This window comes from Bacillus sp. AC266 (assembly GCF_979253805.1).
In genome coordinates this window covers 106580-133042 of record NZ_CEEDEC010000005.1, presented here as the reverse complement: position 1 = coordinate 133042, position 26463 = coordinate 106580, and the positions used below count along the sequence as shown (strand labels likewise).

Annotated in this window: 27 protein-coding genes; 21 read left to right on the top strand and 6 right to left on the bottom strand. The window is 35.7% G+C overall.

What is annotated here, in order from left to right; translation table 11 throughout:
* The first annotated feature begins 335 nt into the window (after positions 1-335).
* From AC0IXC_RS20605 to AC0IXC_RS20520, 18 genes are all read left to right on the top strand, one after another.
* A complete protein-coding gene (locus tag AC0IXC_RS20605; RefSeq protein WP_215591332.1) occupies positions 336-524 on the top strand; it encodes a hypothetical protein in 189 nt (62 codons plus the stop codon).
* Positions 525-824: 300 nt separating this feature from the next.
* Entirely contained in the window at positions 825-1769 is a 945-nt protein-coding gene (locus AC0IXC_RS20600; protein ID WP_012260498.1) for a ring-cleaving dioxygenase, read from the top strand.
* Between the two features lie 44 nt (positions 1770-1813).
* On the top strand, positions 1814-2791 hold the full coding sequence (locus AC0IXC_RS20595; RefSeq protein ID WP_201051403.1) for a ring-cleaving dioxygenase: 978 nt from the start codon (positions 1814-1816) through the stop codon (positions 2789-2791).
* A 256-nt stretch (positions 2792-3047) separates the two neighbouring features.
* The gene (locus AC0IXC_RS20590) at positions 3048-4142 is read left to right on the top strand and encodes a response regulator aspartate phosphatase (protein WP_215590865.1); all 1095 of its coding nucleotides are present in this window, start codon (positions 3048-3050) and stop codon (positions 4140-4142) included.
* On the top strand, positions 4142-4387 hold the full coding sequence (locus AC0IXC_RS20585; RefSeq protein WP_033727719.1) for a Phr family secreted Rap phosphatase inhibitor: 246 nt from the start codon (positions 4142-4144) through the stop codon (positions 4385-4387). The genes AC0IXC_RS20590 and AC0IXC_RS20585 overlap by 1 nt, the downstream gene beginning before the upstream one ends.
* Before the next feature lie 244 nt (positions 4388-4631).
* Entirely contained in the window at positions 4632-5504 is an 873-nt protein-coding gene (locus tag AC0IXC_RS20580) for an alpha/beta fold hydrolase (protein WP_215590866.1), read from the top strand.
* Positions 5505-5581: 77 nt separating this feature from the next.
* Positions 5582-5782 carry a sporulation YhaL family protein gene (locus tag AC0IXC_RS20575; protein WP_002087191.1) on the top strand — a complete coding sequence of 67 codons (201 nt, stop codon included), beginning with the start codon at positions 5582-5584 and terminating at the stop codon, positions 5780-5782.
* Between the two features lie 213 nt (positions 5783-5995).
* Positions 5996-6847: a DUF2935 domain-containing protein gene (locus tag AC0IXC_RS20570; RefSeq protein WP_113769065.1), complete on the top strand. Its 852-nt coding sequence runs from the start codon at positions 5996-5998 to the stop codon at positions 6845-6847.
* Between the two features lie 291 nt (positions 6848-7138).
* Positions 7139-7804, top strand: coding sequence for a DUF7018 domain-containing (lipo)protein (locus tag AC0IXC_RS20565; protein ID WP_000644839.1), 666 nt, complete (start codon positions 7139-7141; stop codon positions 7802-7804).
* Positions 7805-7832: 28 nt separating this feature from the next.
* On the top strand, positions 7833-8906 hold the full coding sequence (locus AC0IXC_RS20560; RefSeq protein WP_215590867.1) for a DUF3994 domain-containing protein: 1074 nt from the start codon (positions 7833-7835) through the stop codon (positions 8904-8906).
* A 444-nt stretch (positions 8907-9350) separates the two neighbouring features.
* Positions 9351-9800, top strand: a complete 450-nt coding sequence (locus AC0IXC_RS20555) for a helix-turn-helix domain-containing protein (protein WP_002134790.1) — start codon at positions 9351-9353, stop codon at positions 9798-9800.
* A gap of 90 nt (positions 9801-9890) precedes the next feature.
* The gene (gene glpP / locus AC0IXC_RS20550; RefSeq protein WP_000394293.1) at positions 9891-10451 is read left to right on the top strand and encodes a glycerol uptake operon antiterminator GlpP; all 561 of its coding nucleotides are present in this window, start codon (positions 9891-9893) and stop codon (positions 10449-10451) included.
* A gap of 228 nt (positions 10452-10679) precedes the next feature.
* On the top strand, positions 10680-11501 hold the full coding sequence (gene glpF, locus AC0IXC_RS20545) for a glycerol uptake facilitator protein GlpF (RefSeq protein WP_002134791.1): 822 nt from the start codon (positions 10680-10682) through the stop codon (positions 11499-11501).
* Positions 11502-11513: 12 nt separating this feature from the next.
* Positions 11514-13004: a glycerol kinase GlpK gene (gene glpK / locus AC0IXC_RS20540; RefSeq protein WP_002011107.1), complete on the top strand. Its 1491-nt coding sequence runs from the start codon at positions 11514-11516 to the stop codon at positions 13002-13004.
* A gap of 133 nt (positions 13005-13137) precedes the next feature.
* Positions 13138-14820, top strand: a complete 1683-nt coding sequence (gene glpD / locus AC0IXC_RS20535) for an aerobic glycerol-3-phosphate dehydrogenase (protein ID WP_002030199.1) — start codon at positions 13138-13140, stop codon at positions 14818-14820.
* 414 nt (positions 14821-15234) lie between these two features.
* Positions 15235-15768 carry a sigma-70 family RNA polymerase sigma factor gene (locus AC0IXC_RS20530; protein ID WP_471653210.1) on the top strand — a complete coding sequence of 178 codons (534 nt, stop codon included), beginning with the start codon at positions 15235-15237 and terminating at the stop codon, positions 15766-15768.
* A gap of 4 nt (positions 15769-15772) precedes the next feature.
* Positions 15773-16180 carry a PadR family transcriptional regulator gene (locus tag AC0IXC_RS20525; RefSeq protein ID WP_328068927.1) on the top strand — a complete coding sequence of 136 codons (408 nt, stop codon included), beginning with the start codon at positions 15773-15775 and terminating at the stop codon, positions 16178-16180.
* A gap of 7 nt (positions 16181-16187) precedes the next feature.
* Positions 16188-17459, top strand: a complete 1272-nt coding sequence (locus AC0IXC_RS20520) for an FtsW/RodA/SpoVE family cell cycle protein (RefSeq protein ID WP_471653209.1) — start codon at positions 16188-16190, stop codon at positions 17457-17459.
* Positions 17460-17465: 6 nt separating this feature from the next.
* Here AC0IXC_RS20520 and helD read toward each other — a convergent pair whose 3' ends face one another.
* The 3 genes from helD to AC0IXC_RS20505 all read right to left on the bottom strand — a co-directional run bounded on the left by helD (position 17466) and on the right by AC0IXC_RS20505 (position 21607).
* The gene (gene helD / locus AC0IXC_RS20515; protein WP_471653208.1) at positions 17466-19802 is read right to left on the bottom strand and encodes an RNA polymerase recycling motor HelD; all 2337 of its coding nucleotides are present in this window, start codon (positions 19800-19802) and stop codon (positions 17466-17468) included.
* 293 nt (positions 19803-20095) lie between these two features.
* Positions 20096-20965 (bottom strand): peptidylprolyl isomerase PrsA, encoded by an 870-nt coding sequence (gene prsA, locus AC0IXC_RS20510; RefSeq protein ID WP_061689386.1) that lies wholly within the window; start codon positions 20963-20965, stop codon positions 20096-20098.
* A gap of 447 nt (positions 20966-21412) precedes the next feature.
* The gene (locus tag AC0IXC_RS20505) at positions 21413-21607 is read right to left on the bottom strand and encodes a hypothetical protein (protein ID WP_000172693.1); all 195 of its coding nucleotides are present in this window, start codon (positions 21605-21607) and stop codon (positions 21413-21415) included.
* A 118-nt stretch (positions 21608-21725) separates the two neighbouring features.
* On the opposite strand from AC0IXC_RS20505, the gene AC0IXC_RS20500 reads away from it, so the two are divergent.
* Positions 21726-22061: a DUF1878 family protein gene (locus tag AC0IXC_RS20500; protein ID WP_215590872.1), complete on the top strand. Its 336-nt coding sequence runs from the start codon at positions 21726-21728 to the stop codon at positions 22059-22061.
* Between the two features lie 5 nt (positions 22062-22066).
* On the opposite strand, the gene AC0IXC_RS20495 is transcribed toward AC0IXC_RS20500, so the two are convergent.
* The 3 genes from AC0IXC_RS20495 to AC0IXC_RS20485 all read right to left on the bottom strand — a co-directional run bounded on the left by AC0IXC_RS20495 (position 22067) and on the right by AC0IXC_RS20485 (position 23929).
* The gene (locus AC0IXC_RS20495; protein WP_002150075.1) at positions 22067-22624 is read right to left on the bottom strand and encodes an HTH-type transcriptional regulator Hpr; all 558 of its coding nucleotides are present in this window, start codon (positions 22622-22624) and stop codon (positions 22067-22069) included.
* Positions 22625-22923: 299 nt separating this feature from the next.
* Positions 22924-23286 (bottom strand): YtxH domain-containing protein, encoded by a 363-nt coding sequence (locus AC0IXC_RS20490; protein WP_002011120.1) that lies wholly within the window; start codon positions 23284-23286, stop codon positions 22924-22926.
* A 208-nt stretch (positions 23287-23494) separates the two neighbouring features.
* Positions 23495-23929 carry an HIT family protein gene (locus tag AC0IXC_RS20485; protein WP_001016832.1) on the bottom strand — a complete coding sequence of 145 codons (435 nt, stop codon included), beginning with the start codon at positions 23927-23929 and terminating at the stop codon, positions 23495-23497.
* A 581-nt stretch (positions 23930-24510) separates the two neighbouring features.
* Between AC0IXC_RS20485 and ecsA the strand changes: the two genes are divergently transcribed.
* Together ecsA and AC0IXC_RS20475 are read left to right on the top strand one after the other, a co-directional pair.
* Positions 24511-25254: an ABC transporter ATP-binding protein EcsA gene (gene ecsA / locus AC0IXC_RS20480; RefSeq protein ID WP_001292616.1), complete on the top strand. Its 744-nt coding sequence runs from the start codon at positions 24511-24513 to the stop codon at positions 25252-25254.
* Entirely contained in the window at positions 25247-26458 is a 1212-nt protein-coding gene (locus tag AC0IXC_RS20475; protein ID WP_215590873.1) for an ABC transporter permease, read from the top strand. The genes ecsA and AC0IXC_RS20475 overlap by 8 nt, the downstream gene beginning before the upstream one ends.
* The last annotated feature ends 5 nt before the right edge of the window (positions 26459-26463 follow it).

Genomic DNA, 26463 nt, shown 5'->3' with positions numbered 1-26463 from the left:
TTCGAGGAGATGTAAATTTACCAAGTGTGAATTCATTAAATATCTTCGAAAAGAATGTAAAATGTTATAGTAAGCGAGTAATAAAGAGTAATATTAAGATATTTAATTCTGAGACAGAAGCATGTGAATACTTCTATACTAGTTTAATTGATATGTTAAAAGAAATGGGTGTAATTTAAACCTGAAATAAAAGGGCATTTCCGTTTGGGGATGCTCTTTTATTTTACTAACTTTATTTCACATATAAATTGGCTTCATTTTCTGTTAGACAAGTTTTATTTTATATGTTTACATTTTTTATCTCATAATTTCAATTAGGAAAGGGAGGAAGAAACATGAAATATATGGTGTATGTAGAAAAAGCCAATAAGTTAATCGAAGAGGAAGTTACAATAAATATTAACGGTGTAGTGTTTACGGGATTCTCCACTGTTTGTTCATATAAAATTGAAGAAGGAAAAAGTTATCCTGCTATTCTCGACATTACAGTTTTCGATAATATTGAAGTTTCTTTTCTCCACTAATGTTTTTAATATTTACCAAACCATTCTCCAGTTCAAAATGTTATGCAATAAAAAAATATCTCGAATTTGAGATAAATCACTTGCTTTTTAATCACTTGAGTTGTAAAGTGATAGTAACGAAAGCGATTGAGTCATATGAAAAACATACACTCACTTGCTTTCGATTAAAAAGCAAAGTAACTTATTCAGTAAAAACTAAGATGAATTTACAAAAATATAATGAGAATAAATTAAAAAGCTAAGAAGCATATTATTTTTTAGTTATCACTTGACTAGTAAAATGAAACGGAGGAATTATCAATGTATGAAATTAAAGGGCATCATCACATTTCAATGGTTACAAAAAACGGAAGTGAGAATAACCATTTTTATAAAAACGTGCTTGGTTTACGCCGTGTGAAAATGACGGTAAACCAAGATGATCCATCCATGTATCATTTATTTTACGGAGATAAAACAGGAAGTCCAGGTACTGAACTATCATTTTTTGAAATGCCTTTAGTAGGAAAAACGTACCGTGGTACGAATGCAATTACGCGAATCGGATTACTCGTTCCTTCAGAGGAAAGCTTACATTACTGGAAAGAACGATTTGAGAAATTTGATGTGAAACATAGTGAAATGACAACATATGCAAATCGTCCTGCTTTGCAATTTGAGGATGCGGAAGGTCTTCGTCTCGTGCTACTCGTTTCAAACGGAGAAAAAGTGGAGCACTGGGAAACTTGGGAGAAATCCGAAGTTCCAGCTGAACATCAAATTCAAGGAATGGGTTCTGTAGAAATGACAGTGCGTAGACTTGATAAACTGGCAAGTACACTAACAGATATATTTGGTTATAAAGAAGTTAGCCGAAGCGACGAAGAAGCGATTTTCCAGTCTATTAAAGGAGAAGCCTTCGGAGAAATCGTTGTGAAATATTTAGATGGTCCTACTGAAAAGCCAGGCCGCGGTAGCATTCACCATTTAGCGATTCGCGTGAAAAACAGTGAAGAGCTAGCTTATTGGGAAGAACAGGTGATACAAAAAGGTTTCCATTCTTCAGGCATTATCGACCGTTTCTACTTTAAAAGCTTATACTTCCGTGAATCAAATGGAATCCTATTTGAAATTGCGACAGATGGACCAGGATTTACAGTTGATGGAGATGTAGAGCATTTAGGAGAAAAACTTGATTTACCGCCGTTCTTAGAAGAACAGCGAGCAGAAATTGAAGCGAAATTAGCACCTATTGAAGAGAAATAATAGAAGAGAAAATATAAAATTTAAAACCATTGGAGGAATATAAAATGAACCAATTAAAAGGAATTCACCACGTTACAGCAATTACAAGTAGTGCAGAAAAGAACTATGAATTTTTCACTCACGTTTTAGGAATGCGTTTAGTTAAAAAAACAGTAAACCAAGATGATATTCAAACGTATCATTTATTCTTTGCAGATGATAAAGGTAGTGCAGGAACAGATATGACATTCTTTGACTTCCCAGGTGTTCCAAAAGGAGTACACGGTACAAATGAAATTTCAAAAACTTCATTCCGCGTTCCGACTGACGCAGCACTAGAGTATTGGGTGAAACGTTTTGACCGTCTTGAAGTAGAACATACAGAAATTAAAGAGCAATTCGGTAAGAAAACTCTTTCATTCGTTGACTTTGATGATCAACACTATCAATTGATATCAGATGAATTTGATAAAGGCGTGGAATCAGGTACACCTTGGCAAGACGGCCCAGTGCCATTAGAATATGCAATTACTGGCTTAGGACCTGTATTTGTCCGTATCGCGAATTTCAGTTATTTCAAAGAAGTACTAGAAAAAGTTCTATTATTTAAAGAGATTGCTCAAGAAGGAGAATTCTACTTATTTGAAGTAGGTGAAGGTGGAAACGGTGCATCTGTCATTGTAGAACATAATACGGTTCTTCCTGAAGCACAACAAGGTTTTGGTACAGTGCATCATGCAGCATTCCGCGTAGAGGATCGCGCTGTATTAGAAGAGTGGATTGAGCGACTAAGTCGAGTTGGACTCCCTTCATCTGGTTATGTAAATCGTCACTTCTTTGAGTCATTATACGCAAGAGTTGCGCCGCAAATTTTATTCGAGTTTGCAACAGACGGCCCAGGGTTTATGGGAGATGAGCCATACGAAACACTTGGAGAAAAATTATCTTTACCTCCATTCCTAGAGCCAAAACGTGAAGAAATCGAAAAATTAGTACGTCCAATTGATACAGTGAGAAGTACGAAGGAATTTATTAAAGAGTAAAAATAGAAATAATAAGTAGAAGAGCAAGTAGTTTTAGCGAATTGCTGGAATTGCTTGCTTTTTTATTTGGACTATAAAATTTTCTGAAAAATGTTTCTCAAGTTTTTTAAATAGAAATATTTGGTATAATTCATTTAAATTATAAATTTTCTGACAATTATTTTTCAATACATAGAAAAGGGGTGATAATATACAATTTGAATAATTGTATAAATATCCTGATTTTGTAATTTTGGAGAAAAGGGGATGCGAAGGTATGGGAACAGATGTAGTAACGAAGGAGCAAATGAAACATTCTTTAGATAATTGGTATCGTGTAATGTTGCAGCAAAACATAGAGAAAGCTACGGAGATGAAAGAGGAGATTGATAGTAAGATTAGTGGTTTGGAAGTGGATCAGGAAATATCTTTGTATTTTACGTTATTAGATTTTAGATATAAAATGCTGACGGATTGGTTAAATATAAAAGAAAATAGTTTTGAAAGAATAGAATCTTTTGAAGTTCCAACTGAAGGATTTTTAGCATATTATTATCATTTTTTTAAAGGGATATATTGTACTTCAATGTCTAAATATAATGATGCGAAGGAAAGTTATGAAAAGGCAAATATACTACTGAAATACGTTTCGCACTCTTTAGAGAATGCTGAGTTTGATTATCGTATGGGTAATTTTTACTATCAGACGTATCAACAAGTTAATGCAATTGATTATTTGAGAAAAGCAAAAGAGGAGTTCAAAAAACATATAGGTTGCGAAATAAATATAGCGCTATGTGAAAATGCTTTTGGTCTGTGTTGTATTGATTTGAAAAATTACGAACTCGCGGAAGAAAGCTTTAATGCTGCTATGGATATTTTCCAAAAGGTAAATTATGAAAAATATATTTTAATGGTGCGTCATAATTTAGCCTTTTTGTATGCCAGTCAAGATTTATCGGAACTTGCAGTTCGTCATGCATCCGAAGTTACAAAAAAACAGCCGAAATTCTTTAAAGCGCTATTTGTTGAAGCTCGTGAATGTTATAAATTAGGACAATATCAATTGGTGGTAGATTTGATTGAAAAAGGTTTGGATATTTGTAAAGAGTTAAATAAGGAAGAGTTTCAATATCGTTTTATGATTTTGAAAAGTGTAAATGACAAATCACCTACATTAAGCTTAGAGCAAGTAGTTTTAGAAGGTATTTCTTATTTTGAAAAAGAAGAGCTATGGGAATGTATACAGGAATACGCTGAAATGTTAGCCTTAAGGTTTTATAAAGAAGAGAATCACGATAAAGCAAGTCATTATTTTTACATGAGTCATAAAGCTCAAAAAAAATTATTAAAAAAAGGGGCGCTAAAATAATGAAAAAGATTCACTTTGGAATGTTGGGGATTGCATTAGTAGGTGCGTTATCAATTGGAGCTAATAGTTCATTTACAAATCAAGCATTAAATATAGGAGAAACAGGCGGAGCACCAGCAAGACCAGACTACGTTAATATAGGGGACACGGGAGGAGCACCAGCAAGACCAGACTACATTAATATAGGAGATACAGGCGGAGCACCAGCAGATAATAAAGGCGACGGCGGAGTAAGCCAACTCTAATAACAAAGAAAAGGACTTCAACAGGAAGTCCTTTTCTTTGTTATTAGGCCATGTAGAGAAAAGAAAAGAATTGACTTACTTTTCATATGTAACTATAATAGTTACAAAATAACCATCATTAATAGAAATGAGTTATATTTTTTTAATATAATTGTAACTAAAGTGGTTACAATTAAAAAAGAACATAAAACAACCAAATAATGTAAAACCTTTAAATAGCAACATGAGAAAGGAGACGGGGAATTTGAAACGGTTTAAGTTTTATATGATTAGCGGTATTGTTCTTGTTTTATTAATAGTATGTAACTTCGTTGATAAGCCGATTGCGAAGGTTGAAGAAGTGAAAAATACTGTGATGATGAGGCTGAATACGAAAGAGAGTATGGCGCAGATTGATGGGCAGACGATTTATTTTAAGCAAATTGGTGAGGGGAAACCACCTTTACTTATGCTTCACGGATTTGGTGGTTCTTCAGATGGGTTTGGTGATATTTATCCGGAACTTGTAAAGGATCATACGATTATTGCGGTTGATATTTTAGGGTTTGGGCGTTCTTCTAAGCCGGTTGATTTTCAGTATTCGTTTCCTGCGCAAGTAAATTTATATTATAAGTTAATGAAGAAACTCGGATACGATCAATTCGCAGTACTTGGTCATTCGATGGGCGGAGAGATGTCTCTAAATTTAGCGTATTTATATCCGGATGCAGTAACGCATCTCGTTTTAGCGGATTCTACAGGGATAGAGTCTTTCCAGCAAAAAGAAAGTTATGAAGTGCCGCCACTATCGACAGACTTACAAACTGTAACAGAGATTACGGATTATAATAAAAATGAAGTGAAAAATAGTCGCGATGATAAAGAGCATTATGATCAGCTTACGAAAATGAGAGAGCGCCGCATTGCGATGGAAGCAGATAAAATTAAGGTACCGACTTTAATTATATGGGGACAACACGATAAGAGTGTTTCTTGGAAAAATGGTGAACTGTATCATGAACTATTTGCAAATAGTACGTTCCATATCATTGAAAAAGGATACCACGCACCGTTTCGCCAGGAACCAATAGAGTTTATGGAATATGTACAAGCGTTCTTCGCGAAGAATCCACAATAAAATTTTAAGCATAAATCCACTTCTTTCCTCATAAAGTGAAACTAATAAGGCTTGTCTAAGGAAAGGGATGAACGAAAGTGGAAACTTTACCATGGTGGATTTATCTTGTAATCATTGGGATCGTATTGAGTGGCTACATGGTTTTATATACTTCGAAAAAAGAGCAAGAGATGGATAATGATTTTATCGAAAAAGAAGGCGAAGTATATATGAAGCGTTTAGAAGAAGAGCGAGAGAAACGGAATCAGGATAGTGATAAAGATTCGGTATTGCTTTAATAGAAATTTTGACAGGCTACCAACTAGTAGAACTTTACATCTAGCTGGTAGCCTTTTTTGCTGGAGGAGCAGTATATGTTCATCAAGCTAAGCTTATACAAGTTGAATTTTACATGTATACAATATTCATCATGAACTTTTATTGATGGTATTTATATATATTTTTACTCATAAGAATGGAACTAGCGCAGTATTTACTGGGGGGGATTAACAATGCATAGGGATGAAACATCATTACATCCTGATACAGGTGTTACATCTGTAATGTTTGTTGAGCGTTCATTAAATGAAATTCGTTTTTGGTCTAGAATCATGAAGGAGCATTCTTTTTTTCTTCGCTTAGGGTTTAGATGTGAGGATACTCAACTAATTGAAGAGGCTAATCAATTTTATCGATTGTTTGAACATATCGAACAAATAGCGCATTCCTATACAAATGAAACAGATCCTGAGCAAATAAAAAGATTTAATTCAGAAGTACAACAAGCCGCAACTAATATTTGGGGATTTAAACGAAAAATTTTAGGATTAATTCTCACATGTAAATTGCCAGGACAAAATAACTTTCCGCTTTTAGTTGACCATACAAGTAGGGAAGCTGATTATTTTAGAAAACGTTTAATACAATTAAATGAAGGTAAATTAGATGCTCTTCCTGATGCAATTATTAAAGAAAATGTTTTCTTTTTAAGGATTATGGCAGACCATGCTAAATTTATTGGTCATCTTCTTGATCCATCGGAAAGAAAGCTTGTAGACACAGCACGGAATTTTAGCAATGATTTTGATGAATTGATGTATCAAGCAATTGACTTAGAATCTATGAAACCACAATCCCAAACAGTCCCTCTTTTAGATCAATTTTTAGATCAAAATCGTGTGTCGGTTACATCTCTTCGGGATTTTAAGAAAACAGCACGTGATTTAATTGAGCAATGTAAAATAAAGAGTATCATTCATCCGTTATTAGCAGACCATGTTTTCCGTGAAGCTGATAGATTTCTTGAAATAATTGATATGTTTGATGTTCATCTTACAAATATTAAATCCCAACCTAGATATTAGAAGATAAGGAAAGATAATATTTTACTTTCAGCTGAGAAGTTAACAATTTATTGTTAGCTTCTTTTCTTTGTGAATAAAATTTCTTTTCATTTAGTAAATTTCCCTTCAAAGACTACATAAATCCCTTTGACCAAATATGTAATTCTCTGTAAAATGATATATATGGAAAGATTATGAATATACAGGAAATCTATGGATAGTAGATTCTAATAAATTATTCGGGGGGATTTATTAGTTAAGTATATTAACTTGTTTGCACTGAATTTTACACATAAAGGGGTATTAGTAATCATGAAAGCAAAGAAATTAGTAAGTTTAGCGTTACCAGTTATGTTATTGAGTGGTTGTATTACAATTGAAACTGATGGTAAGAAAGCTGAACCAAAGAAAGAAGAAACGCAAAAGGTAGAGAAAGAGAGTAAGGCTGCTGAAAAAGAGAGTAAGTCAACGGATAGCAAGAAAGAGGATAGCTTATCTGTAGCGAAAGGTGAAGATACAAACAGTAGTTCATCAAGTAGTCAACAAAGTTCTTCTTCAAATAATTCTACTTCTTCTAATTCTTCAACTGGTAAGGTAACTGGTTCAGATGTTGAAAGGTACAAGGCAGATATTATAAACAGTGCCACTCAAATTGAAGATACAATGAAATTAATTGAAGGAATAGCAGATTCAGACGTAAAATCATACAAACAAAAGAAAAGTGAAGTACAACTGAGTTTAGGTGGAGCAAAGGCAACCGCAACGAAATTGAAGAATCTACAAGCACCTCCTGAGTTACAAGGAGAACAGGCGAAGATAAAGCAGTCGATGGAACTGTATGCGGATTGTTTTCAACTTCTCTTTGATGCATTAGACCAAGAAGACGAGAGTAAAATGCATCAATCATTAAGTAAAGCACAAGAAGGCTCAAAACTGTTTGAAGAAGCAGCGAAGAGTATCGGTAGCAAAACTAACTAAGAATAAATTACTTAAAGGGGTATGAGGTATGAAAGTGAAAAAACTAATAGCTGCTGCAGTTCCAGTTGCCATATTATTAAGTGGTTGTGTTACAGTAAAAGATTCGGAAAATAAAGAAGAAAAGACAGAAGAAACAAGTAAATCTAAGGCTGCTGAAACGAAAGAAAAATCAACTAATTCGAAAGAAGAAAGTAAAGATGTTCAAAAGGTTCGAGTTTTAGATGAAGATTATGCACAATATTTATTAGATATTGAACAGGATATGTTAAGACGATTTGATTACTATGATGCTTCTGTAAGAGATTTGAGAAATGGAAGTAAATCAAAAGCTGAGGTATTAGATAGTATTAAAGACATCTATAAAGTATTTGATAAGATAGAGAAGATTTACGCACCGCAAAAACATAAAGAAGAACAAAAAGAGATTGAAAAAGCGACAGGTAAACTAAGAGAAACATTCGGTGAAATAGAGAAGTTATTCAACGATAAAGGCTTCAGCTTAGAGACCGATAAGGAAATCTTAAATAAAGCAAATGCAAAACTAGAGGAAGCAAAACGTATTTGGAAACCTACATTCGATAAGTTAAGATCCGAGATAAAAGGTGATACAGCCACAGAAAAATCTACTAGTACAACAAGTAGTTCTATATCGACAAACCCAACTACTGATAGTCAGGCTCAAACAGATAAAAGCCAAGCTAAAACGGGGGTATTTGTAGGTACAGTTGGTACAAGTGAAGAGTTAGGAATTAGTTATGGAAACATGGAGAAGAACATCAAAGATGGGACTGAGATTATTGGTAACTGGGGTATTGATTACGGTAGTGGCATAAAAACTACGTTAGTACTAAAAGGTGATAAAACATTTGAGTCCTATGCGAACGGTTCTTATCCGAATAAAGATAACTACTTAACAGGAACATATGCGGTAGATGTTCCATCATTCCAGTTATCTTTAAAAGTAACAAAAGCAGTTAAAGACGGTCAAGAAGTAAAGCTAACAAATGATAGTATGATGTATAAATTACAAAACTATGATGGAAACACATTACAAATTTATCATATGGACGATAACGTTCGTATTCGTTATGCAAAACAATAAATAGTTGGCAAAAAACTCTGTAATAAATTTTACAGGGTTTTTTGTTAGTTCTAATTGTATTTCTTCATTAATTTCCCTGGCGCTATCCATATTAGTATAAGTTGAGAAATCAACAAAACGATTTTCTTTTTGGAGAATGATAAGGATTCGGTTTTATTATAATTAGGGGAGAGTGGATAACGTATTGTTATCCACTTTTTTTATTTCCTAAAATATATCAACGATTTTTTCAATATATCGACTTACTGACACAAAGCGACAATGTTAAGAAGCACGATTATTGTTCGGGAAATTATTATAGAAGAAAAGCATATGAAATCGACATGATGCATAGCGTCATTTTTAGATGTAACGCACAAGTTGCACAACCTATGCAACGATAACTAGCTTTACTCTTCATCATTTATTTGACCATACTAGACATAGAGAGGTGATAAACACAGTATGATTTTTAGTGAACGTTTAAAAGAAGAAAGGGAAAAAAGAAATTGGTCGCAAAATGATTTGGCTGAAAAAATTCATGTAAGTAGGCAGTCTGTTTCGAAATGGGAGACGGGAAAGAACTATCCGAGCATTGAAATTATTATTCATTTAAGTGATCTGTTCGGTATTACAATTGATGAGTTATTGAGGAGTGATGAAGAGTTGACGCAGAAAGTAATTGAAGATAGTAAACAATTAGCGCATCCAAAATGGAAGGTGTTCTTTGATGGTCTATTCATGCTGGGTGTATTTTTGTTTATTACAAAAATCGTTGTATGGGCGTTAAATAAGTTTGCCGGAGCAAGCATTACAATTGTCGCAGATGCACCATATGTAATGAATTTTTTACCGCTCCTATTAATGATTATAGGTGGTACGGTTTCTGATAAGTTGAAGAAAATATATAGATAAGAGAAAGATTTGTAAGAAATCCCCTACACTAGCTGTTCTTTTCACCCAAATTGTGTACTATAAAGGATAGATAGGAAGGGGACGTTTAGAATGGAATTTCATGAGCAAAAGATTTTGCCGGCAGTGAGGCAAATTAAAGATTTGGAGAAGCTATTACATAGTTCGTATGAGTATATTGTTATTTTAGATATTCATGTCGGTCAATTGAAGAGTGTTGTGTCGCTCGCGAAGCAGCATAATAAAAAAGTATTTTTACATGTGGATTTGATCCATGGATTACAAAGTGATGGGCATGCGACGGAGTTTTTATGCCAAGAATATAAACCGTACGGGTTATTGTCGACAAAGGCGAGCGTAATTATGAAGGCGAAGCAAAAAGGTGTCGTCTCCATTCAACGCATCTTTTTAATTGATTCTAGCGCAATGGAAAAGAGCTGTAATTTGCTAGAAAAGACGAAGCCGGATTATATAGAGGTGCTTCCTGGTGCGTTAACGGGTGTCATTGCTGAGGTGAAAGAGCGTACAGGTGTACCAATTTTAGCAGGTGGTTTTATTCGAACGGTAGAAGACGTTGAAAGAGCGTTAAATGCTGGTGCGACAGCAATTACGACATCGAAAAAAGAACTATGGAAACATTACCAAAAAAAGTGACAAAAATGTGAAAAAATTCTGTTGACACCGCTTTCATTAAAGGTTAACATTATAGACAAGTTAATAAACGTGACGGAGAAAAGAAGAGATCCACATTTTATTGTTTCTATATATATTATATAGAAGCATGTAAGCTGTGGATCTTTTTCTTTTGAAAAAAAACGAATGGCCATTCATTTTACCTCTATCACTTTTCGAAAGCATTTAAATTGATTGTGGAGGGATTTTATGTCAGCATTTTTAGGGGAATTAATAGGGACTGCATTGTTAATCTTACTTGGTGGCGGCGTTTGCGCTGGTGTAAGTTTAAAGAAATCGTTTGCGAAAGATTCTGGTTGGATTGTAATTACAATGGGTTGGGGTCTAGCGGTTGCTATGGCAGCGTATGCAGTTGGATCAATTAGTGGGGCACATTTGAATCCGGCTTTAACGATAGGACTTGCGTTTAAGGGAGCGTTCCCATGGAGTGATGTACCTATGTATATCGCAGCACAAATGATTGGGGCAATTATCGGGGCAGTTCTTGTATATTTACATTACTTACCACACTGGAAAGAAACAGAAGATCCAGGAACAAAGTTAGGTGTATTTGCAACAGGTCCAGCAATTCCGAACACATTTACAAACCTTTTAAGTGAAATGATTGGAACATTCGTTTTAGTATTTGGTATATTAGCAATTGGAGCAAATAAATTTGCAGATGGTTTAAATCCATTTATCGTTGGTTTCTTAATTGTAAGTATTGGTTTATCATTAGGTGGAACAACAGGATACGCAATCAACCCAGCTCGTGATTTAGGTCCGCGTATTGCACACTTCTTCCTTCCGATTGCAGGAAAGGGCGGTTCAAACTGGAAGTATGCATGGATCCCAGTAGTTGGTCCAATTCTAGGTGGATCACTTGCAGGATTATTCCATCAAGTTGTATTTGAAGGAAAACAAAATTCAGCACTTATTTATGTGATTATTACAACTGTGATTGTACTAGCAATCTCTTATATGACAAGTAAAAAAAGTGAAGCTACTACAAATAGTAGAAAAGTAGCATAGGGGGAAACTGATATGAAAAAATATATTCTTTCATTAGACCAAGGAACAACAAGCTCACGCGCAATTCTTTTCAATAAAGAAGGAAAAATCGTTCATTCAGCTCAAAAAGAGTTTACACAACATTTTCCAAAGCCAGGCTGGGTTGAGCATAATGCACAAGAAATTTGGGGATCTATTTTAGCAGTTATCGCAACTTGCTTAAGCGAAGCAGATGTGAAGCCAGAACAAATCGCTGGTATCGGTATTACGAACCAACGTGAAACAGCGGTTGTATGGGATAAAACGACTGGAAAACCAATTTATAACGCAATCGTATGGCAATCTCGTCAAACAGTTGAAATTTGTGATGAGTTAAAAGAAAAAGGTTATAGCGAGATGGTTCGCGAAAAAACAGGTCTTTTAATTGATGCATACTTCTCTGGTACGAAAGTAAAATGGATTTTAGATAACGTTGAAGGTGCAAGAGAAAAAGCAGAAAACGGCGAGTTATTATTCGGAACAATTGATACATGGCTTGTATGGAAATTGTCTGGCGGTAAAGCGCACATAACAGATTACTCGAATGCATCACGTACATTAATGTTTAACATTCACGACTTACAGTGGGATGATGAGCTTCTAGACATGTTAACAGTACCAAAGAGCATGCTTCCAGAAGTACGTCAATCATCTGAAATATATGGAGAAACAATTGATTATCACTTCTTCGGTCAGAATGTACCGATCGCAGGTGTAGCTGGTGACCAGCAAGCAGCATTATTTGGACAAGCTTGTTTCGGTGAAGGTATGGCGAAGAACACTTACGGAACTGGTTGTTTCATGTTAATGAACACAGGCGAAAAAGCAGTAGCTTCTGAGCATGGCCTATTAACAACAATTGCATGGGGTTTAGATGGTAAAGTGAATTACGCATTAGAAGGAAGTATTTTCGTAGCTGGTTCTGCAATTCAGTGGTTACGTGACGGACTGCGTATGTTTAAAGATGCGAGCGAGAGCGAAGTGTACGCTAGCCGTGTTGAATCAACTGAAGGTGTATACATAGTACCGGCATTCGTAGGACTAGGTACACCGTATTGGGATAGTGAAGTACGCGGCGCTATGTTTGGTGTAACACGCGGTACGACGAAAGAGCATTTCATTCGTGCAACGCTAGAATCTTTAGCATACCAAACGAAAGATGTACTATGCGCAATGGAAGCAGATTCAGGTATTGAACTGAACACATTACGCGTTGATGGCGGAGCAGTTAAAAATAACTTCTTAATGAAGTTCCAAAGTGATATTTTAGACGTTCCTGTAGAGCGTCCAGTGATCAATGAAACGACAGCTTTAGGTGCAGCATACTTAGCTGGTCTTGCGGTTGGATACTGGAAAAACCAAGATGAAATTAAAGCACAGTGGCATATGGACAAACGCTTTGAACCAACGATGGAAGCGGAAACAAGCGAAGAGCTATATGCTGGATGGAAAAAAGCAATTGAAGCAACTAAAGCTTTCAAATAATCATAAACAGTGTTATAATGATGACAAGTTAATAATTCGGTAGGAGATTTGGAGAGACCACAACACGCTATAGAGGCGAAATCTATAGCGGAGCTTGTGGTCTCTTTTTTCGTTATCAAAGGGAGGAATTACCATGAAATTTTCAAGTAAACAACGTAAAGACGTATTAAACGGAGTAAATAAACAAGAGTTAGATGTGATCGTAATTGGTGGAGGTATTACTGGTTCTGGTATTGCATTAGATGGGGCAACACGCGGTTTATCAACAATTGTGTTTGAAATGCAGGACTTTGCAGCAGGTACATCAAGTCGTTCAACGAAACTTGTACACGGCGGTTTACGTTATTTAAAACAACTTGAAGTGAAAATGGTAGCAGAGGTGGGGAAAGAGCGTGCGATCGTATATGAGAACGGTCCCCATGTAACAACACCGGAGTGGATGTTACTTCCGTTCCATACAGGCGGCACGTTCGGGTCATTCAGTACATCAATTGGTCTTCGTGTATACGACTTCTTAGCAGGTGTAAAACGAAGCGAGCGCAGAAAGATGTTTAACCGTGAAGAAACGCTAAATAAAGAGCCTCTTGTAAAACAAGAAGGATTAAAAGGCGGCGGTTACTACGTAGAATATCGTACAGACGATGCGCGTCTTACAATTGAAGTAATGAAAGAAGCGATTGAACATGGTGCGAAAGCTGTTAACTACGCAAAAGTAGACAGTTTCTTATATAAAGATGGAAAAGTATGCGGTGTACGTGTAATCGATTTACTAGACGGAGAAGTGTATGAAGTTTACGGTAAGAAAATTGTAAACGCAGCTGGTCCTTGGGTAGATACACTTCGTGAAAAAGATAACTCTAAAAAAGGGAAAGTACTTCAGTTATCAAAAGGTGTGCATTTAGTAATTGACCAAAAACGTTTCCCATTAGGGCAAGCAATTTACTTTGATACACCAGATAAACGTATGGTGTTCGCGATTCCTCGTGAAGGAAAAACGTACGTAGGTACAACAGATACGTTCTATGATAAAGACGCAGCTGTACCGCACATGACAACAGAAGATCGCACGTATATCATTAATGCGATTAATTACATGTTCCCAAGCGTGAAAATTACAGAAAAAGATGTGGAATCAAGCTGGGCGGGTGTACGTCCGCTAATTTATGAAGAAGGTAAGAATGCATCTGAAATTTCTCGTAAAGATGAAATTTGGACTTCTGAATCTGGTTTAATTACAATCGCGGGCGGTAAATTAACAGGATACCGCAAAATGGCTGAAATGGTAGTAGACTACGTAACGAATCTATTACAAAAAGAAGGCCATAGCGCATATAAGAAGAGCGATACGAAACATATGCCAATCTCTGGTGGTCATGTAAGTGGTTCACACGGATTCCCGGCATTTGTTGCGAAAAAAGCAGGCGAAGGTACGAAATATGGTTTAACGACAGCACAAGCGGAAAAATTCGCGAAATTCTACGGCTCTAACGTTGACGTACTGTTTGACTTAGCGAAAAAACATAAAGACGAAGCGAAAGAATACAACATGCCGCTAGACGTTCTAATCCCGCTTGTATACGCAATGGATTACGAAATGACAGCGAAACCAGTTGACTTCTTCGTACGCCGCAGAGGCGCTGTATTCTTCAACATCCACTGGGTATACGAGTGGAAAGAAGCAGTAATCAACTACATGGCTGCGAAACTAGGCTGGAGCAAAGAAGAGCAAATGAAATACACAGCAGAACTAGAAAAAGCGTTAAGAGACGCTGTAATTCCTGTAGATCAACAAGAGCAGGCAGCTGCGTTAGCATAAAAATAAACCGCGTGAGGGAGAGCCCTCATGCGGTTTTTTGTTTTATTATATTTGTATAGAGTGTACTGAAATTAACTGAGTGTAGATTTTTGTTGCTTAACAGGATATGAATACGAAAGGTATAATAAGTATTATTATACCGTTTGAATAACTTAACAATTGTAGTAGTGTATTGGAGTTGAAATGAATCAATTTATTAATTTGCTTCTACAATATCCTTATTTTGAAGAACTTAATAAAACAGACGTATCGCAAGCTATAAAAAGTGCGGGGAATATTAAAAGTTTTGTTTTAGAAAAAATTAAATAGTAGAGGATGAAAAAAACGGTATGGACATTTCCAACCGTTTTTTTATGAATTTATAAAACTTTTCCATACAGTGCGTCGTCTAATAAATGGGAAGGAGGAAATGATGTGGATGAATTAACGGTAGAAGCGTTTGAAATAGAAGATAAGGAACTCCTTATCCATGAAATAATGAACAAGTATGGACAAGAAGTCTTACAGCTTGTGTATTCATATGTGAATAATAAAGAAGTCGCTGAGGATGTAACGCAAGATATATTTGTGAAATGTTATAAATCCCTTCATACATACAAAGGGAAATCGAATGTGAAAACGTGGTTGTGGAGAATTGCGATTAATCAATGTAAGGACTACATAAAAAGTTGGTATAACAAAAAGGTGATCGTGACAGAGGATGAAGCTGCTTATATTGGGGTTCAAAATGATAGTGTCGAACAAACTGTTATTCAAAATGCGAAGGACCGTGAACTGGCTTCTGCAGTAATGAATTTACCGATAAAATATCGAGAAGTCATTTATCTATTTTATTATGAAGAACTATCAATTAAAGAGATTGCTATTGTAATAGAAGTGAAAGAAAACACGATAAAAACGAGACTGAAAAAAGCGAAGGAGCTTTTGAAGAAAGGATTGGAGGAATAATCAAATGGAAGATCGATTAAAAGGCCTGCGAAAATCAATGGAGAATACAACGTTTAAACATTTGAGTTTTTCTGATCAACACCGAAAGCGGGTGCGCGAAAAAATCAATGCATCACACGAAAAGGAAGAGGACATCTCGTTAGCGATTTTACAACTCCTCAGTAATGAAAAAACAGGATACGAATTGTCACAGCTACTACGAGGGAGAGGGATTCGAAAATTCGAAGGGAATGAAGGGTTTTTATATACTGTATTACATCGTCTAGAACAGAATCGTTTTATCCAATCAAGTTGGGATCATTCAGGAGCTAAATATTATCAATTAAATGATAAAGGAAACAAGATGTTGCGAAAGGCAGAAAAAAATACTACGAAGGTACAATTTATATTAAAAGGCTTAGTACAGGAGTGAGGCGAAATTGAATAAAAAAGGGGATCGTTTTGTAAGCGAAGTTACGAATCATATTAAAGCAAAAGAAGCAAAGAGCTTTGTAGCAACCGAACTAGATTTTCACTTAAAACAGGCGAAGAACACGTGGATAGAAAAAGGATTAAGTGAGGAAATTGCTGAAAATAAAGCTGTGGAACAAATGGGAAGTCCGATCAAGCTTGGCAGGGAACTTAACAAACTTCATAAGCCGAAGGTAGATTGGTTCATTATTAGTTTATTAGTGATTGCTATGGGATTAGGGTTTTTGCCACTAGTAGCTCTTGGACATACGAATGATTTACTAATAAAAAAGGTGATTTTTGTTATTCTCAGCATTGCAACAGCTATTGGAATGATGCTGATTGATTATCGGAAATTAGAGAGACTTGGATGGCTGTTTTATACAATCGGAGCACTTATTCTGTTAATGATAAAATGTTTTCCGAATGCTTTCATGAATGGAGAAGCGTTAATACAAATTGGTCCCATCGCAATTGGATGTTTAATGGCAGTACCATTCTTTCTGTTAGCTTGGGCTTCTTTTTTTAATAACAGTAGATTAAAGGTAAGGCACCTTCTGATTTTGTACTTATTTTCTTTGTATTTATTTTTAACTGTATCGGTTCTTGCGCCAATTTTCATCTATGTCACGATGGTATTCGTTATGCTTTGGTGGAGTAAGTTAGGAAAGAAAAAGGCATTGATTATTACAATTGTACCAATTTGTTTATTTATTATCAGAGTATTCTATTCCTGGTCCTCAGTAAAAGAATACCGGATGGCCAGAATTTTAGGGTATTTAAGTCCAGAGCGTAATGCGGATGGTCCAGGATTTATGTATATGCGTTTAAAAGAGGTAATGTCGTCAGCAGGTTGGTTTGGTACATATGGAAATGTAAAGTCTATCCCTGCTGCACATACTGATTTTGTATTTGCCAGTTTGACTTACTATTATGGATATGTGCTTGCGCTAATCCTTGTCTTGATTCTTTCTCTTTTTGTAGCAAGGATAATGATCATATCTTATAAAATAAATGATCGGTATGGTAAATTGCTTCTCGTTGGAGGAATGACTCTTTTTGTAGTCCAGTTCATTTATAACGTTGGCATGATCATAGGATTATTACCGATTGCTTCTATATCATTACCTTTTATTAGTTATGGATTAACACCAACTTTATTTCATGCGCTTTTAATGGGGATTGTGCTGAGTGTATATCGACGTAAAGATATGTCATTTAGAATGAAAAAAACACCTTGATGATGATCAAGGTGTTTTCGTTACAAGTTCAAAACTCTCCGAAGTAGCCCCTGTTACAAAATGACTAACCTCACCAACGCTATAAAGCTGTAAATCATGCATTGCGCGTGTACAAGCAGTGTAGAACAATCTACGTAGGCTCTCATCGCTGTACACATCTTTAGAAGCATCGTAAATAATAACAGCATCAAATTCGATACCCTTCGCTAAATAAGCAGGGATAACGACGATGCCTTGCTCATATTCGGCTGAGTTACTTTTCACAAGTTTAATATTCTCGATATGACTGAGTGCCTCGTATGCAGCGGCACTTTCAGCCGCGGATTTACATATAATTGCGATCGTATTGTGCTGTTGTTTTTGTAGTTCAGCAACTTTGGAAGTGATACGCTCATGCAGCTCACTGTAATCCGAAACTTTAGTTACTGTAGGCTTTTCACCGTCACGTTCAAATGCATTAATGTTCTTTCCTTCAGGTACGAGGTCCCGTGTAAATTCAATTATCGGTTTTGTTGAACGATAGCTACGAGTTAGGTTAATACCGTTCGTTTCATCTGGTCCGTATAAGCTAGTAAGTGTATTGAAATTAACTGTTTCACTCGCATGGGCAAATATCGCTTGGTTAAAGTCTCCGAGTACAGTCATTTTTGCGGCAGGGAATAAGCGTTTTAAAAACTCGAACTGAAACGGAGAATAATCTTGTGCTTCGTCTACAAGTACGTGTTTAATTGATCTGTTCGTTTGGAAGCCTTCAATTAATTCTTTTAAAAGTAAAAATGGAGTCGCATCCTCGTAATGTAGCTTTCCTTCATCAAGCATGTTCACAGTTAATGAGCAAATTTCGTCCCATTCTTTAGGCTTTTCGCCAGTAACCCATGATGCATCTGTGAAGAGTTGTTTATATATGCCTGTAAAATTGATAAAACGCAATGTTTGAACGCCTTTACGTAACGGTTTTAATTTTTTACGGACAATCATACGTCCAAGTACTTTCGTTTCTTTTTCAAAATCATTAAAGGAGTTGTCGTCAAACTCGCCTTTTTTTTGTAAATATTTATAAGCCTTTTGGTATTCATCTTTACTAAGTAGTTCAATTTCTTCTTCTACCCAAGGCTTTTTCAGTTCTGTTTTTTCAATTGTGTCTATTTGTTTGTTTAGCCAATCCGTTAACTTCTCAATTCGATTATGGAAGCGGAGGGAGGAATCAGTATTATAAAATTGCTCTGTAATTTCTTTAGCGGAGGCAATCAGTTTTCCTCTAAATTTCATTCCTCTAAATAGCATGCCTGAAGATTCAAGAGATTGTCTGTATGATCTAATCATCTCGAAAAATTGAGTAGATGCTTTAAATCGAATGCTCGCATTTCGAGTTTTATAATTTGTGCTATTCGTTTCAGTTAGCATATATTCTAATTGCTCGTAAGGATCCTCAACGTCAAATGACTTACTTAGTCTATGGTTTAAATATTCTTGGAATGTAACTTGCTGCATATTTTCTTCGCCGAGTTCTGGCAGTACGTTAGATACGTAGCTGTTGAACATGGAGTTAGGGGAGAAGAGAATGATTTGATCTGCTTTTAGCCATTCGCGATATTTATATAGTAAGTAGGCGATTCGCTGCAGGGCAGCTGACGTTTTACCGCTACCAGCAGCTCCTTGAACGATAAGTAGTCGCCCTTCATCGTGACGGATAATTTCATTTTGCTCGCGCTGAATAGTAGCAACGATACTTTGCATATGTTTGTTTGTTCCTTTTCCGAGCGCTTGTTGCAGAATTTCATCGCCAATTGTGAGGCTCGTATCGAACATGGAATCAATCTCGCCATTCTGAATTATATATTGTAATTTCTTCTCCACATTACCGCAGATTACGCCTCCTGGTGTGCTGTATTCAGCCGGTCCTGGTGGATAATCGTAGTAAACACTTGAAATTGGTGCGCGCCAATCGTATATAAGAAAGTTTTCTCCGCTTGCATCGGTAAGTGTAGCAACGCCGATATAAATTTGTTCTGCACCAATTTCTCCTTCTTCTTTGAAATCAATTCGTCCGAAGTAAGGTGCTTTATGCATACGGCGTAGTGCGGCAAGTCGATTAAAGGTGTGCTTATGGGTAATTTGTGTTACGGCTAGTGACTGAGCTTGTTGTCTTAAGTTGATAACTGTTTCAAGATAATCGTCAAAAGTATCAGTATTAACTTTTACATCATCCCAAAAGTGTTTACGAATGTTGATTACTTCTGCCCGGCGTCTGCCAGTTTCGCTTTCCAGTTTATCAATTTGCTCCGTAATCGTTTCTATTACGTTATCCAATCGTTTTTGCTCTTGATCAAGTTTTTTGTTCATACGTAAGCACTCCTTTAAAAGTGAAAAATAGAGGTTGACTGAAGATGTGTTTTGGTGTACAATTAAGATACGGATAAATACATTCTTTTATTTTTAGTGAATGCGTTTCTGTACTAATTTAACATAGTTTTTTAATTTAATCAATGATAATAAGATAAACCTTGGTTTCGTGCTGTACGAAATCAAGGTTTTTTTGTGTTGAATGGAGTAAGATGGGGGAGTATATCGATTTATCGGTAAAAAACTACTACAAAATAAAAAAGCTTGGGGCTACCCAAGCTTTTTTCACTTCATTATTTCTGTGCGTCTTTTTTAGCGTCAGCTTTTGGTTCTTCGAAAAGATCTTTCAAATCTTTGTCGTCAACTTTTACGTCAGCTTTTTTGATTTCTTTCATCATAAGATCGTTCATAAATTGAGCATCTTGTGTTTTTTCTTGAACTGCTTCTTTTTTGATGTCAGCTTTTGCTTTATCGAAAGTTGCGTCAGCATGAGTCTCAGTTACTTTAATGATATGGTAACCATGCTGTGTTTTTACTGGTTCACTTACTTCATCTTTTTTCAGCTTACGAGCAGCTTCATCGAATTCTTTTACCATTTTATCTGGTCCGAAGAATCCTAAGTCGCCACCTTTTTCTTTTGAACCTGGATCTTCAGAGTACTTTTTCGCTAACTCTTCGAAAGATTTACCTTGTGCAAGTTCTTCTTTCACTTTTTTAGCAGTCTCTTCATCTTTTACAAGAATATGGCTTGCTTTAATTTCTTGCTTATAGTCCTCAAATTTTGCTTTTAAGTCTTTATCAGTAATTGCTTTTTCAATCGCTTGTTCTTGAGCTAATGAAGCGCGAACGCCATTTTTAACTGTTTCTTCTTTAAGGCCTTGTTGTTTCATTAGTGTATCGAATTGGTCACCGACTTGCTTTTTCATTTCATCGAACTTTTTGTCTACTTCTTTTTCATCGACTTTGTAGTTTTTAATAAGTACTTTTTCCATAACCATGTTATTTAGTACTTGTTTACCAGCTTGTGTCTTCATTTGATTGTAGAACTCTTCTTTAGTGATGTCACCAGCTTTAGATGTAACAATTTTGTCTGATGATGATGTTCCACATGCTGATAATGCGATTACACTTGTTGCGGCTAAGGCAAGCATAGCTTTCTTCATTCAATAAACACTCCTACTATTATGTATTTTTAATTTATCCCATACGAATGAAGAAACGCCTTATGATAGGTTATTTTCGTTCATAAGAACCTGATTAAGTCTCACTGATGTCTTTGCTTTTTTTATATGTAAAAGCACGCTTAACAGGGCTTACCGAGGCTTTAGGATAAAGTTTAGATGCGTGTCGTTTATTTCATAGTATAAGCAATATGTACAAAATTTAATATATCATATTTCGACGGGTTTTCCTATTGATAAAGAAATTTTAACCAGTTTGTGTCAGATTTTGAAAGGGTACCATATTGGGCGGATGTCGCATATACAGAAAAGAGGAGGGGATGGGGGATGAATTCAAAACTTATTTTATTACTTGTACTGTTTATTTTATTAGTTATAGTAGGTATAATTTGCTTATAGAGGAAAAAAATGAGGAAGGGGCTTCCTTCCTCACTTTCCATGAAATATAATTTCTACATAACTAGAAATTAATAGAATGGTAATACATACATTAATAACTCGAAAGACACCGGGCTGGCGGCTCGCAGATATTTGTTTTCGCTCACACAGTGTATGTGTCATGAAATTCGTGTAAAATATAACAAGAAGTGCGAATGCAACAAAAACAACGGTTATAAGAGTCATGAGGCGAGACCTCCTTTTGGCTAAAATACATATACTTTATATATTGTATCATACGATATTTTGTTCGTGTTACAAAATTCAGAAATAGAAGACTTTGTGTTAGGAAGCGAGGGAGAAAATGGACGTTGTAAGAAGACTAGAACAAGCTGAATACTACGTAGACCTACTATTTAAAATGATTGATGAAGAAAAGTGTCCATTTTATTCTTTAATCATAAAGAAAAAAGCTCGTAAAAAAGACATTGAACGTATACTAAAACTTTGTGAAAAGCTGAACGAACAATATGTAGTGGAGAAAGCAGAAGGCCTTCTATTGTTTGGTGCGCTATTAGATCAATTTGAAAAAGCGCTTCCACATCAGCTCGAAGTACACGAAACTGCGGAAGCGCTAGCAAAACAAGGTTTATTTAAGCCACTTATGAATGAATTCTTACGCATGATTGCGAAAAAATAAATAGATTATTTCTTAACTAACTTTTGATCGGATTCCGTAAAGTTCTCCTCGATATCTTCTAATGATTTCTCAAAAATATCGATGAAGTCTTGTCCGTAAATATTACGCAGGATTGCAATCAGTTCGATATTTTCTGGGAACTTACCGTAAAAATTACGAAGTTCAAGTGCCCCATTAAAAACAGAATTATTTTCAGGATCATACTCCTCCATTAAGCGAAGTAGTAATTCTTCCCCTTTGTCTGTAATTTCAATGTACGTATTTCGTTTATCATCTTCTTTTTTAGAGAATACAAGATAGCCGCGTTCTTCAAGCTTTTTAGAGAAGTTAAACGCCGTTGATACGTGCATAACTCCAAACTTAGCAATCTCAGAAATAGAAGCCCCTTTTAAATGATAAGCGATGGTTAAAATGTGATGCTCGTTAATGTTTAAATCGTAAGGTTTAATCCATTGTTGCCAATCTTTCTCTACGCATTTCCATAACGCTTTCGATAATTGAGCAATACGTTGGCTGAAAATCATCGCTTCTTTTACCGAGTAATTTTTTTCTCCACTTTTCATTTACTCACCCACTTTAACATTCTTTTTTCATTAATATCTATTATGCCAGTAAAATAAAAATTAATAAAGTCTTTTTGTGAGAATTGTGAAAATTTTTCGGAAAAATAACATTCTATACAAATCATGCATAACTATGGAAGCGTTTTATGAGTCGAGAATACATGTGTTGTCTTTACATGTTAAGGGATAACATATATTGTAAATGCATAAAAACACGGCATATCTATGTGATATGCCGTGTTAAGGTCAATTCGTATGAAAAATATTTGTTATATGCAAAAAACTAAGCAGGAATATGTTTACGCTTTTTCTGGAACGGCTTCTTGTAGTTTCTCAATTGACTTTTGAATGTCTAAAATTTCTTTTTCGATATGTCGTTTGTTTTGAGAAATATCTTGTTTCCAGTTAGAAAGCGTGTCATGCATATCGTCTTTTAGTTCTTGGAATACTTCTTTACCTTCTGAAGCAGTTTCAACGATTTGACGCTTTAATAACTTCGTATCAGCTGTAATATCAGCTAATGTTTTTTTAATATCAGTTCCTTTTTCTTTCAGCTTACCGCGCATAGCTTTACCAGAAGAAGGAGTTGAGAAAAGAACGGCTAGTCCAGCAACTGCTCCGCCGCAAAGTACACCTGTAATAAAGGATTTAGCTTTTGACATAAAAGGAAACCTCCTTATTTTTCGTTCGTATTCATGATGTATAAAAGTGTGCATATCTTTAAGACAAGGGGAAGAAAAGTGAGCTTTTCTCTCTTGTACATGCTATGCACAAAAAATCATACCCCCGGCATTTTTTGTGAAGAAAGAAGCCATACAATAAATGCCAGAGGAATCGGCTTATTATGTATTACTTCTTATTATAGTGGCACTATTTCACACTATTTGCAATTGTACTTGCGATGTTTTGTAAATTTTCCATTGTGTATTCATTTTGGTGTGATTTCCAAACAGCACCGAAACCATCGTTTTCACCGTAGCGTGGAATTAAATGAAGGTGGAAGTGGAATACAGTTTGTCCAGCTTTCTCGCCGTTATTGTTAAGTAGGTTGAAACCAACTGGATTAAATTCTGCTTTCATTGCATTTGCGATTTTTGGAACGACCGCAAAAATATGTGATGCGATTTCTGGCGTTAACGCAAAAATGTCTTGTTTGTGAACTTTCGGAATAACAAGAGTATGTCCTTTTGTTACTTGACTAATATCTAAAAATGCAAGTACATGTTCATCTTCGTATACTTTTGAGCAAGGGATTTGCCCGTCAATGATTTTACAAAAAATACAATTGTCCGCTGTATGATTCATCGATCTCATCCTTTCAAATAGTCTTAGCCGTATTTTACCATAATTACATAGGAGAACAAACACGAAAAACAGGAAGCTGACTCAGCTTCCTGTTTTCTGAAGAGGGATTGAAAAAGCATTTTTTATAATTTACGGTTCGCAGACACCTCATTTATTTAAGAAATGCACGGTAAATCGGCTAAAGTTTCTGCCGTAGACACCCCATTTTCAAGTGAAATGAATTGCAATCTTTTTTTTAAATGAAATTGTTTATTTTTTAAAACAGTATATGCTCTTTCGGAGACACCCCGTTTCGAAAATGAAACAAATTATCTGGTTATGTGTAAATTTCATTGTCCAACTTGGACACCCCATTTCATGATGACTTCACTATGTTGTTGTACTCATCAATTGGTGGTTGCTTTTTCAATGTGTTCCTTCTTCACTAATTATGATGTCCGCTTTCGTAAAAATATATGCCAAGAAATTTAAATTTTTTTTTGAAGGCATCGATACTATGTAGTGCACCATGATTTTTGGTAAGATGAATATATACATTTCTTACAAAAGTGAATGAATATAAATGAAGAAAGTGGTGTCGTATGAGCGAGTTATTGCGTGTAGAAAATGTTACAGGAGGATATACGAAACGACCTGTACTGCAAAATGTTTCGTTCTCTGTTAATAAAGGCGAACTTGTTGGCTTGATCGGTTTAAATGGAGCCGGGAAAAGTACGACAATTAAACATATCATCGGTTTAATGGAGCCGAAAAAAGGAACTGTCACAATTAATGGGAAAACAATTCGTGATGATATGACAGCGTACCGTTCTAGTTTCTCCTTCATTCCAGAAACGCCAGTATTATATGATGAGTTAACGTTAGAAGAGCATTTGAAATTAACAGCGATGGCGTACGGTGTAGATGAAAAACAATATGAAGAACGCGTAGGACAACTATTACAAGAGTTTCGGATGAAAAATCGTTTGAAATGGTTTCCGTCTCATTTCTCAAAAGGGATGAAACAAAAAGTGATGATTATGAGTGCATTTTTAGTTGAACCATCACTTTACATTGTGGACGAACCTTTCGTTGGGCTTGATCCGTTAGCGATTCAATCACTTCTTCAAATGATGGATCAAATGAAAAAGAGTGGTGCGGGCATCTTAATGAGTACACATATTTTAGCGACAGCAGAGCGCTATTGTGATTCATTCATTATTTTGCATCAAGGTGAAGTGAGAGCGATGGGAACATTATCAGAACTTCAATCCGGGTTTAATATGCCTGGTGCAACGCTTGATGATATTTATATTGCGTTAACGAAGGAAGAAGATTATGAATAGTACAGCGTTATGGAAAGAACGATTTCGGTACTTTCTAAAAGAAGTTCGTACATATAGTAAATACGTATTTAATGATCATTTGAAATTTATTTTCGTATTTATCATCGGCGCAGGAGCGTATTATTACCAGCAATGGTTACAAACGTTAACACCTTCGTTTCCGACAGCGTTTGTTATGGCAGTCTTACTTGGCCTCGTATTAACAGCTGGGTCCATCCAAACGTTATTAAAAGAAGCGGATCTCGTGTATTTGCTTCCAGTTGAAGAAAAGTTAAAGCCTTACTTTACGAAGGCATTTCTCTTTACGTTTATGATTCAGTTATACATAATCGCAATGGTAGCAGCTGCGCTTGCCCCATTATATTTCCAGCAAATGAAACAAACAGGTGCCAATTACATATGGATTGTAATCGCGTTTGTCATTGTAAAAGCGTGGAATTTATTCGTAGCGTGGGAAAAATCATTTTTAACAGATCAAAGCATTCAAAAAGCAGATTGGTTCATTCGCTTTATCTTAAACGGCTTATTTGTGTACTTCCTTGTAGAACGTACTTCATTCATTTTTACCGGTGTAATTGTCTTTCTTATGGCACTATACCTTGCTGTTATGCATCAAAAGGTGAAAGGAAAGCCGCTAAACTGGGAGTATTTAATTTCTGAAGAAGGTAAAAAAATGATGCTGCTGTACCGCATTGCGAATATGTTCGTTGATGTACCAGCGTTAAAAGAGAGAGTATCACGTAGGAAATGGCTTGATTTCATTCTTTCGATGATCGGTGAGAAACGTACATATTTATACTTATATACGAGAACATTTTTAAGATCGGGTAACTATTTCGGATTATATATGCGTTTACTCGTTCTTGGGGGAATTATTCTTTACTTTATCCCATTTTTATATGGACGTTTTATCGTAAGCCTTGTTTTCTTATACTTAATCGGCTACCAGCTCTTAACCCTTTGGAAACATCACCGTATGAAAGTTTGGCTTGATTTATATCCGGTAGGGGGAGACGAGAAGAAGAGAGATTTCCTTACTTTATTAAATGCGATTCTTATTATCGGCAGCGTTGTATTTACAGTTATATTTGCACTTGCGACGAAAGATTTCATAATGACCGGCATTTTATTTGTAGTAAGCATATTATTTAGTATTGGTTTCGTTTATCAATACGGTGCAAAGCGCATTGAGCGTTTAAACTGAAAGGA

Bases quoted from the DNA above. Each gene is read 5' to 3' on its own strand.
- AC0IXC_RS20590 (WP_215590865.1), top strand. From the start codon at position 3,048: ATGGGAACAGATGTAGTAACGAAGGAGCAAATGAAACATTCTTTAGAT.
- glpF (WP_002134791.1), top strand. From the start codon at position 10,680: ATGTCAGCATTTTTAGGGGAATTAATAGGGACTGCATTGTTAATCTTA.
- glpP (WP_000394293.1), top strand. From the start codon at position 9,891: ATGGAATTTCATGAGCAAAAGATTTTGCCGGCAGTGAGGCAAATTAAA.
- AC0IXC_RS20500 (WP_215590872.1), top strand. From the start codon at position 21,726: ATGGACGTTGTAAGAAGACTAGAACAAGCTGAATACTACGTAGACCTA.
- glpK (WP_002011107.1), top strand. From the start codon at position 11,514: ATGAAAAAATATATTCTTTCATTAGACCAAGGAACAACAAGCTCACGC.
- AC0IXC_RS20485 (WP_001016832.1), bottom strand. From the start codon at position 23,929: ATGAATCATACAGCGGACAATTGTATTTTTTGTAAAATCATTGACGGG.
- AC0IXC_RS20505 (WP_000172693.1), bottom strand. From the start codon at position 21,607: ATGACTCTTATAACCGTTGTTTTTGTTGCATTCGCACTTCTTGTTATA.
- AC0IXC_RS20475 (WP_215590873.1), top strand. From the start codon at position 25,247: ATGAATAGTACAGCGTTATGGAAAGAACGATTTCGGTACTTTCTAAAA.
- AC0IXC_RS20585 (WP_033727719.1), top strand. From the start codon at position 4,142: ATGAAAAAGATTCACTTTGGAATGTTGGGGATTGCATTAGTAGGTGCG.
- AC0IXC_RS20555 (WP_002134790.1), top strand. From the start codon at position 9,351: ATGATTTTTAGTGAACGTTTAAAAGAAGAAAGGGAAAAAAGAAATTGG.
- glpD (WP_002030199.1), top strand. From the start codon at position 13,138: ATGAAATTTTCAAGTAAACAACGTAAAGACGTATTAAACGGAGTAAAT.
- AC0IXC_RS20525 (WP_328068927.1), top strand. From the start codon at position 15,773: ATGGAAGATCGATTAAAAGGCCTGCGAAAATCAATGGAGAATACAACG.
- AC0IXC_RS20495 (WP_002150075.1), bottom strand. From the start codon at position 22,624: ATGAAAAGTGGAGAAAAAAATTACTCGGTAAAAGAAGCGATGATTTTC.
- AC0IXC_RS20570 (WP_113769065.1), top strand. From the start codon at position 5,996: ATGCATAGGGATGAAACATCATTACATCCTGATACAGGTGTTACATCT.
- ecsA (WP_001292616.1), top strand. From the start codon at position 24,511: ATGAGCGAGTTATTGCGTGTAGAAAATGTTACAGGAGGATATACGAAA.
- prsA (WP_061689386.1), bottom strand. From the start codon at position 20,965: ATGAAGAAAGCTATGCTTGCCTTAGCCGCAACAAGTGTAATCGCATTA.
- AC0IXC_RS20565 (WP_000644839.1), top strand. From the start codon at position 7,139: ATGAAAGCAAAGAAATTAGTAAGTTTAGCGTTACCAGTTATGTTATTG.
- AC0IXC_RS20560 (WP_215590867.1), top strand. From the start codon at position 7,833: ATGAAAGTGAAAAAACTAATAGCTGCTGCAGTTCCAGTTGCCATATTA.
- AC0IXC_RS20595 (WP_201051403.1), top strand. From the start codon at position 1,814: ATGAACCAATTAAAAGGAATTCACCACGTTACAGCAATTACAAGTAGT.
- AC0IXC_RS20605 (WP_215591332.1), top strand. From the start codon at position 336: ATGAAATATATGGTGTATGTAGAAAAAGCCAATAAGTTAATCGAAGAG.
- AC0IXC_RS20600 (WP_012260498.1), top strand. From the start codon at position 825: ATGTATGAAATTAAAGGGCATCATCACATTTCAATGGTTACAAAAAAC.
- helD (WP_471653208.1), bottom strand. From the start codon at position 19,802: ATGAACAAAAAACTTGATCAAGAGCAAAAACGATTGGATAACGTAATA.
- AC0IXC_RS20490 (WP_002011120.1), bottom strand. From the start codon at position 23,286: ATGTCAAAAGCTAAATCCTTTATTACAGGTGTACTTTGCGGCGGAGCA.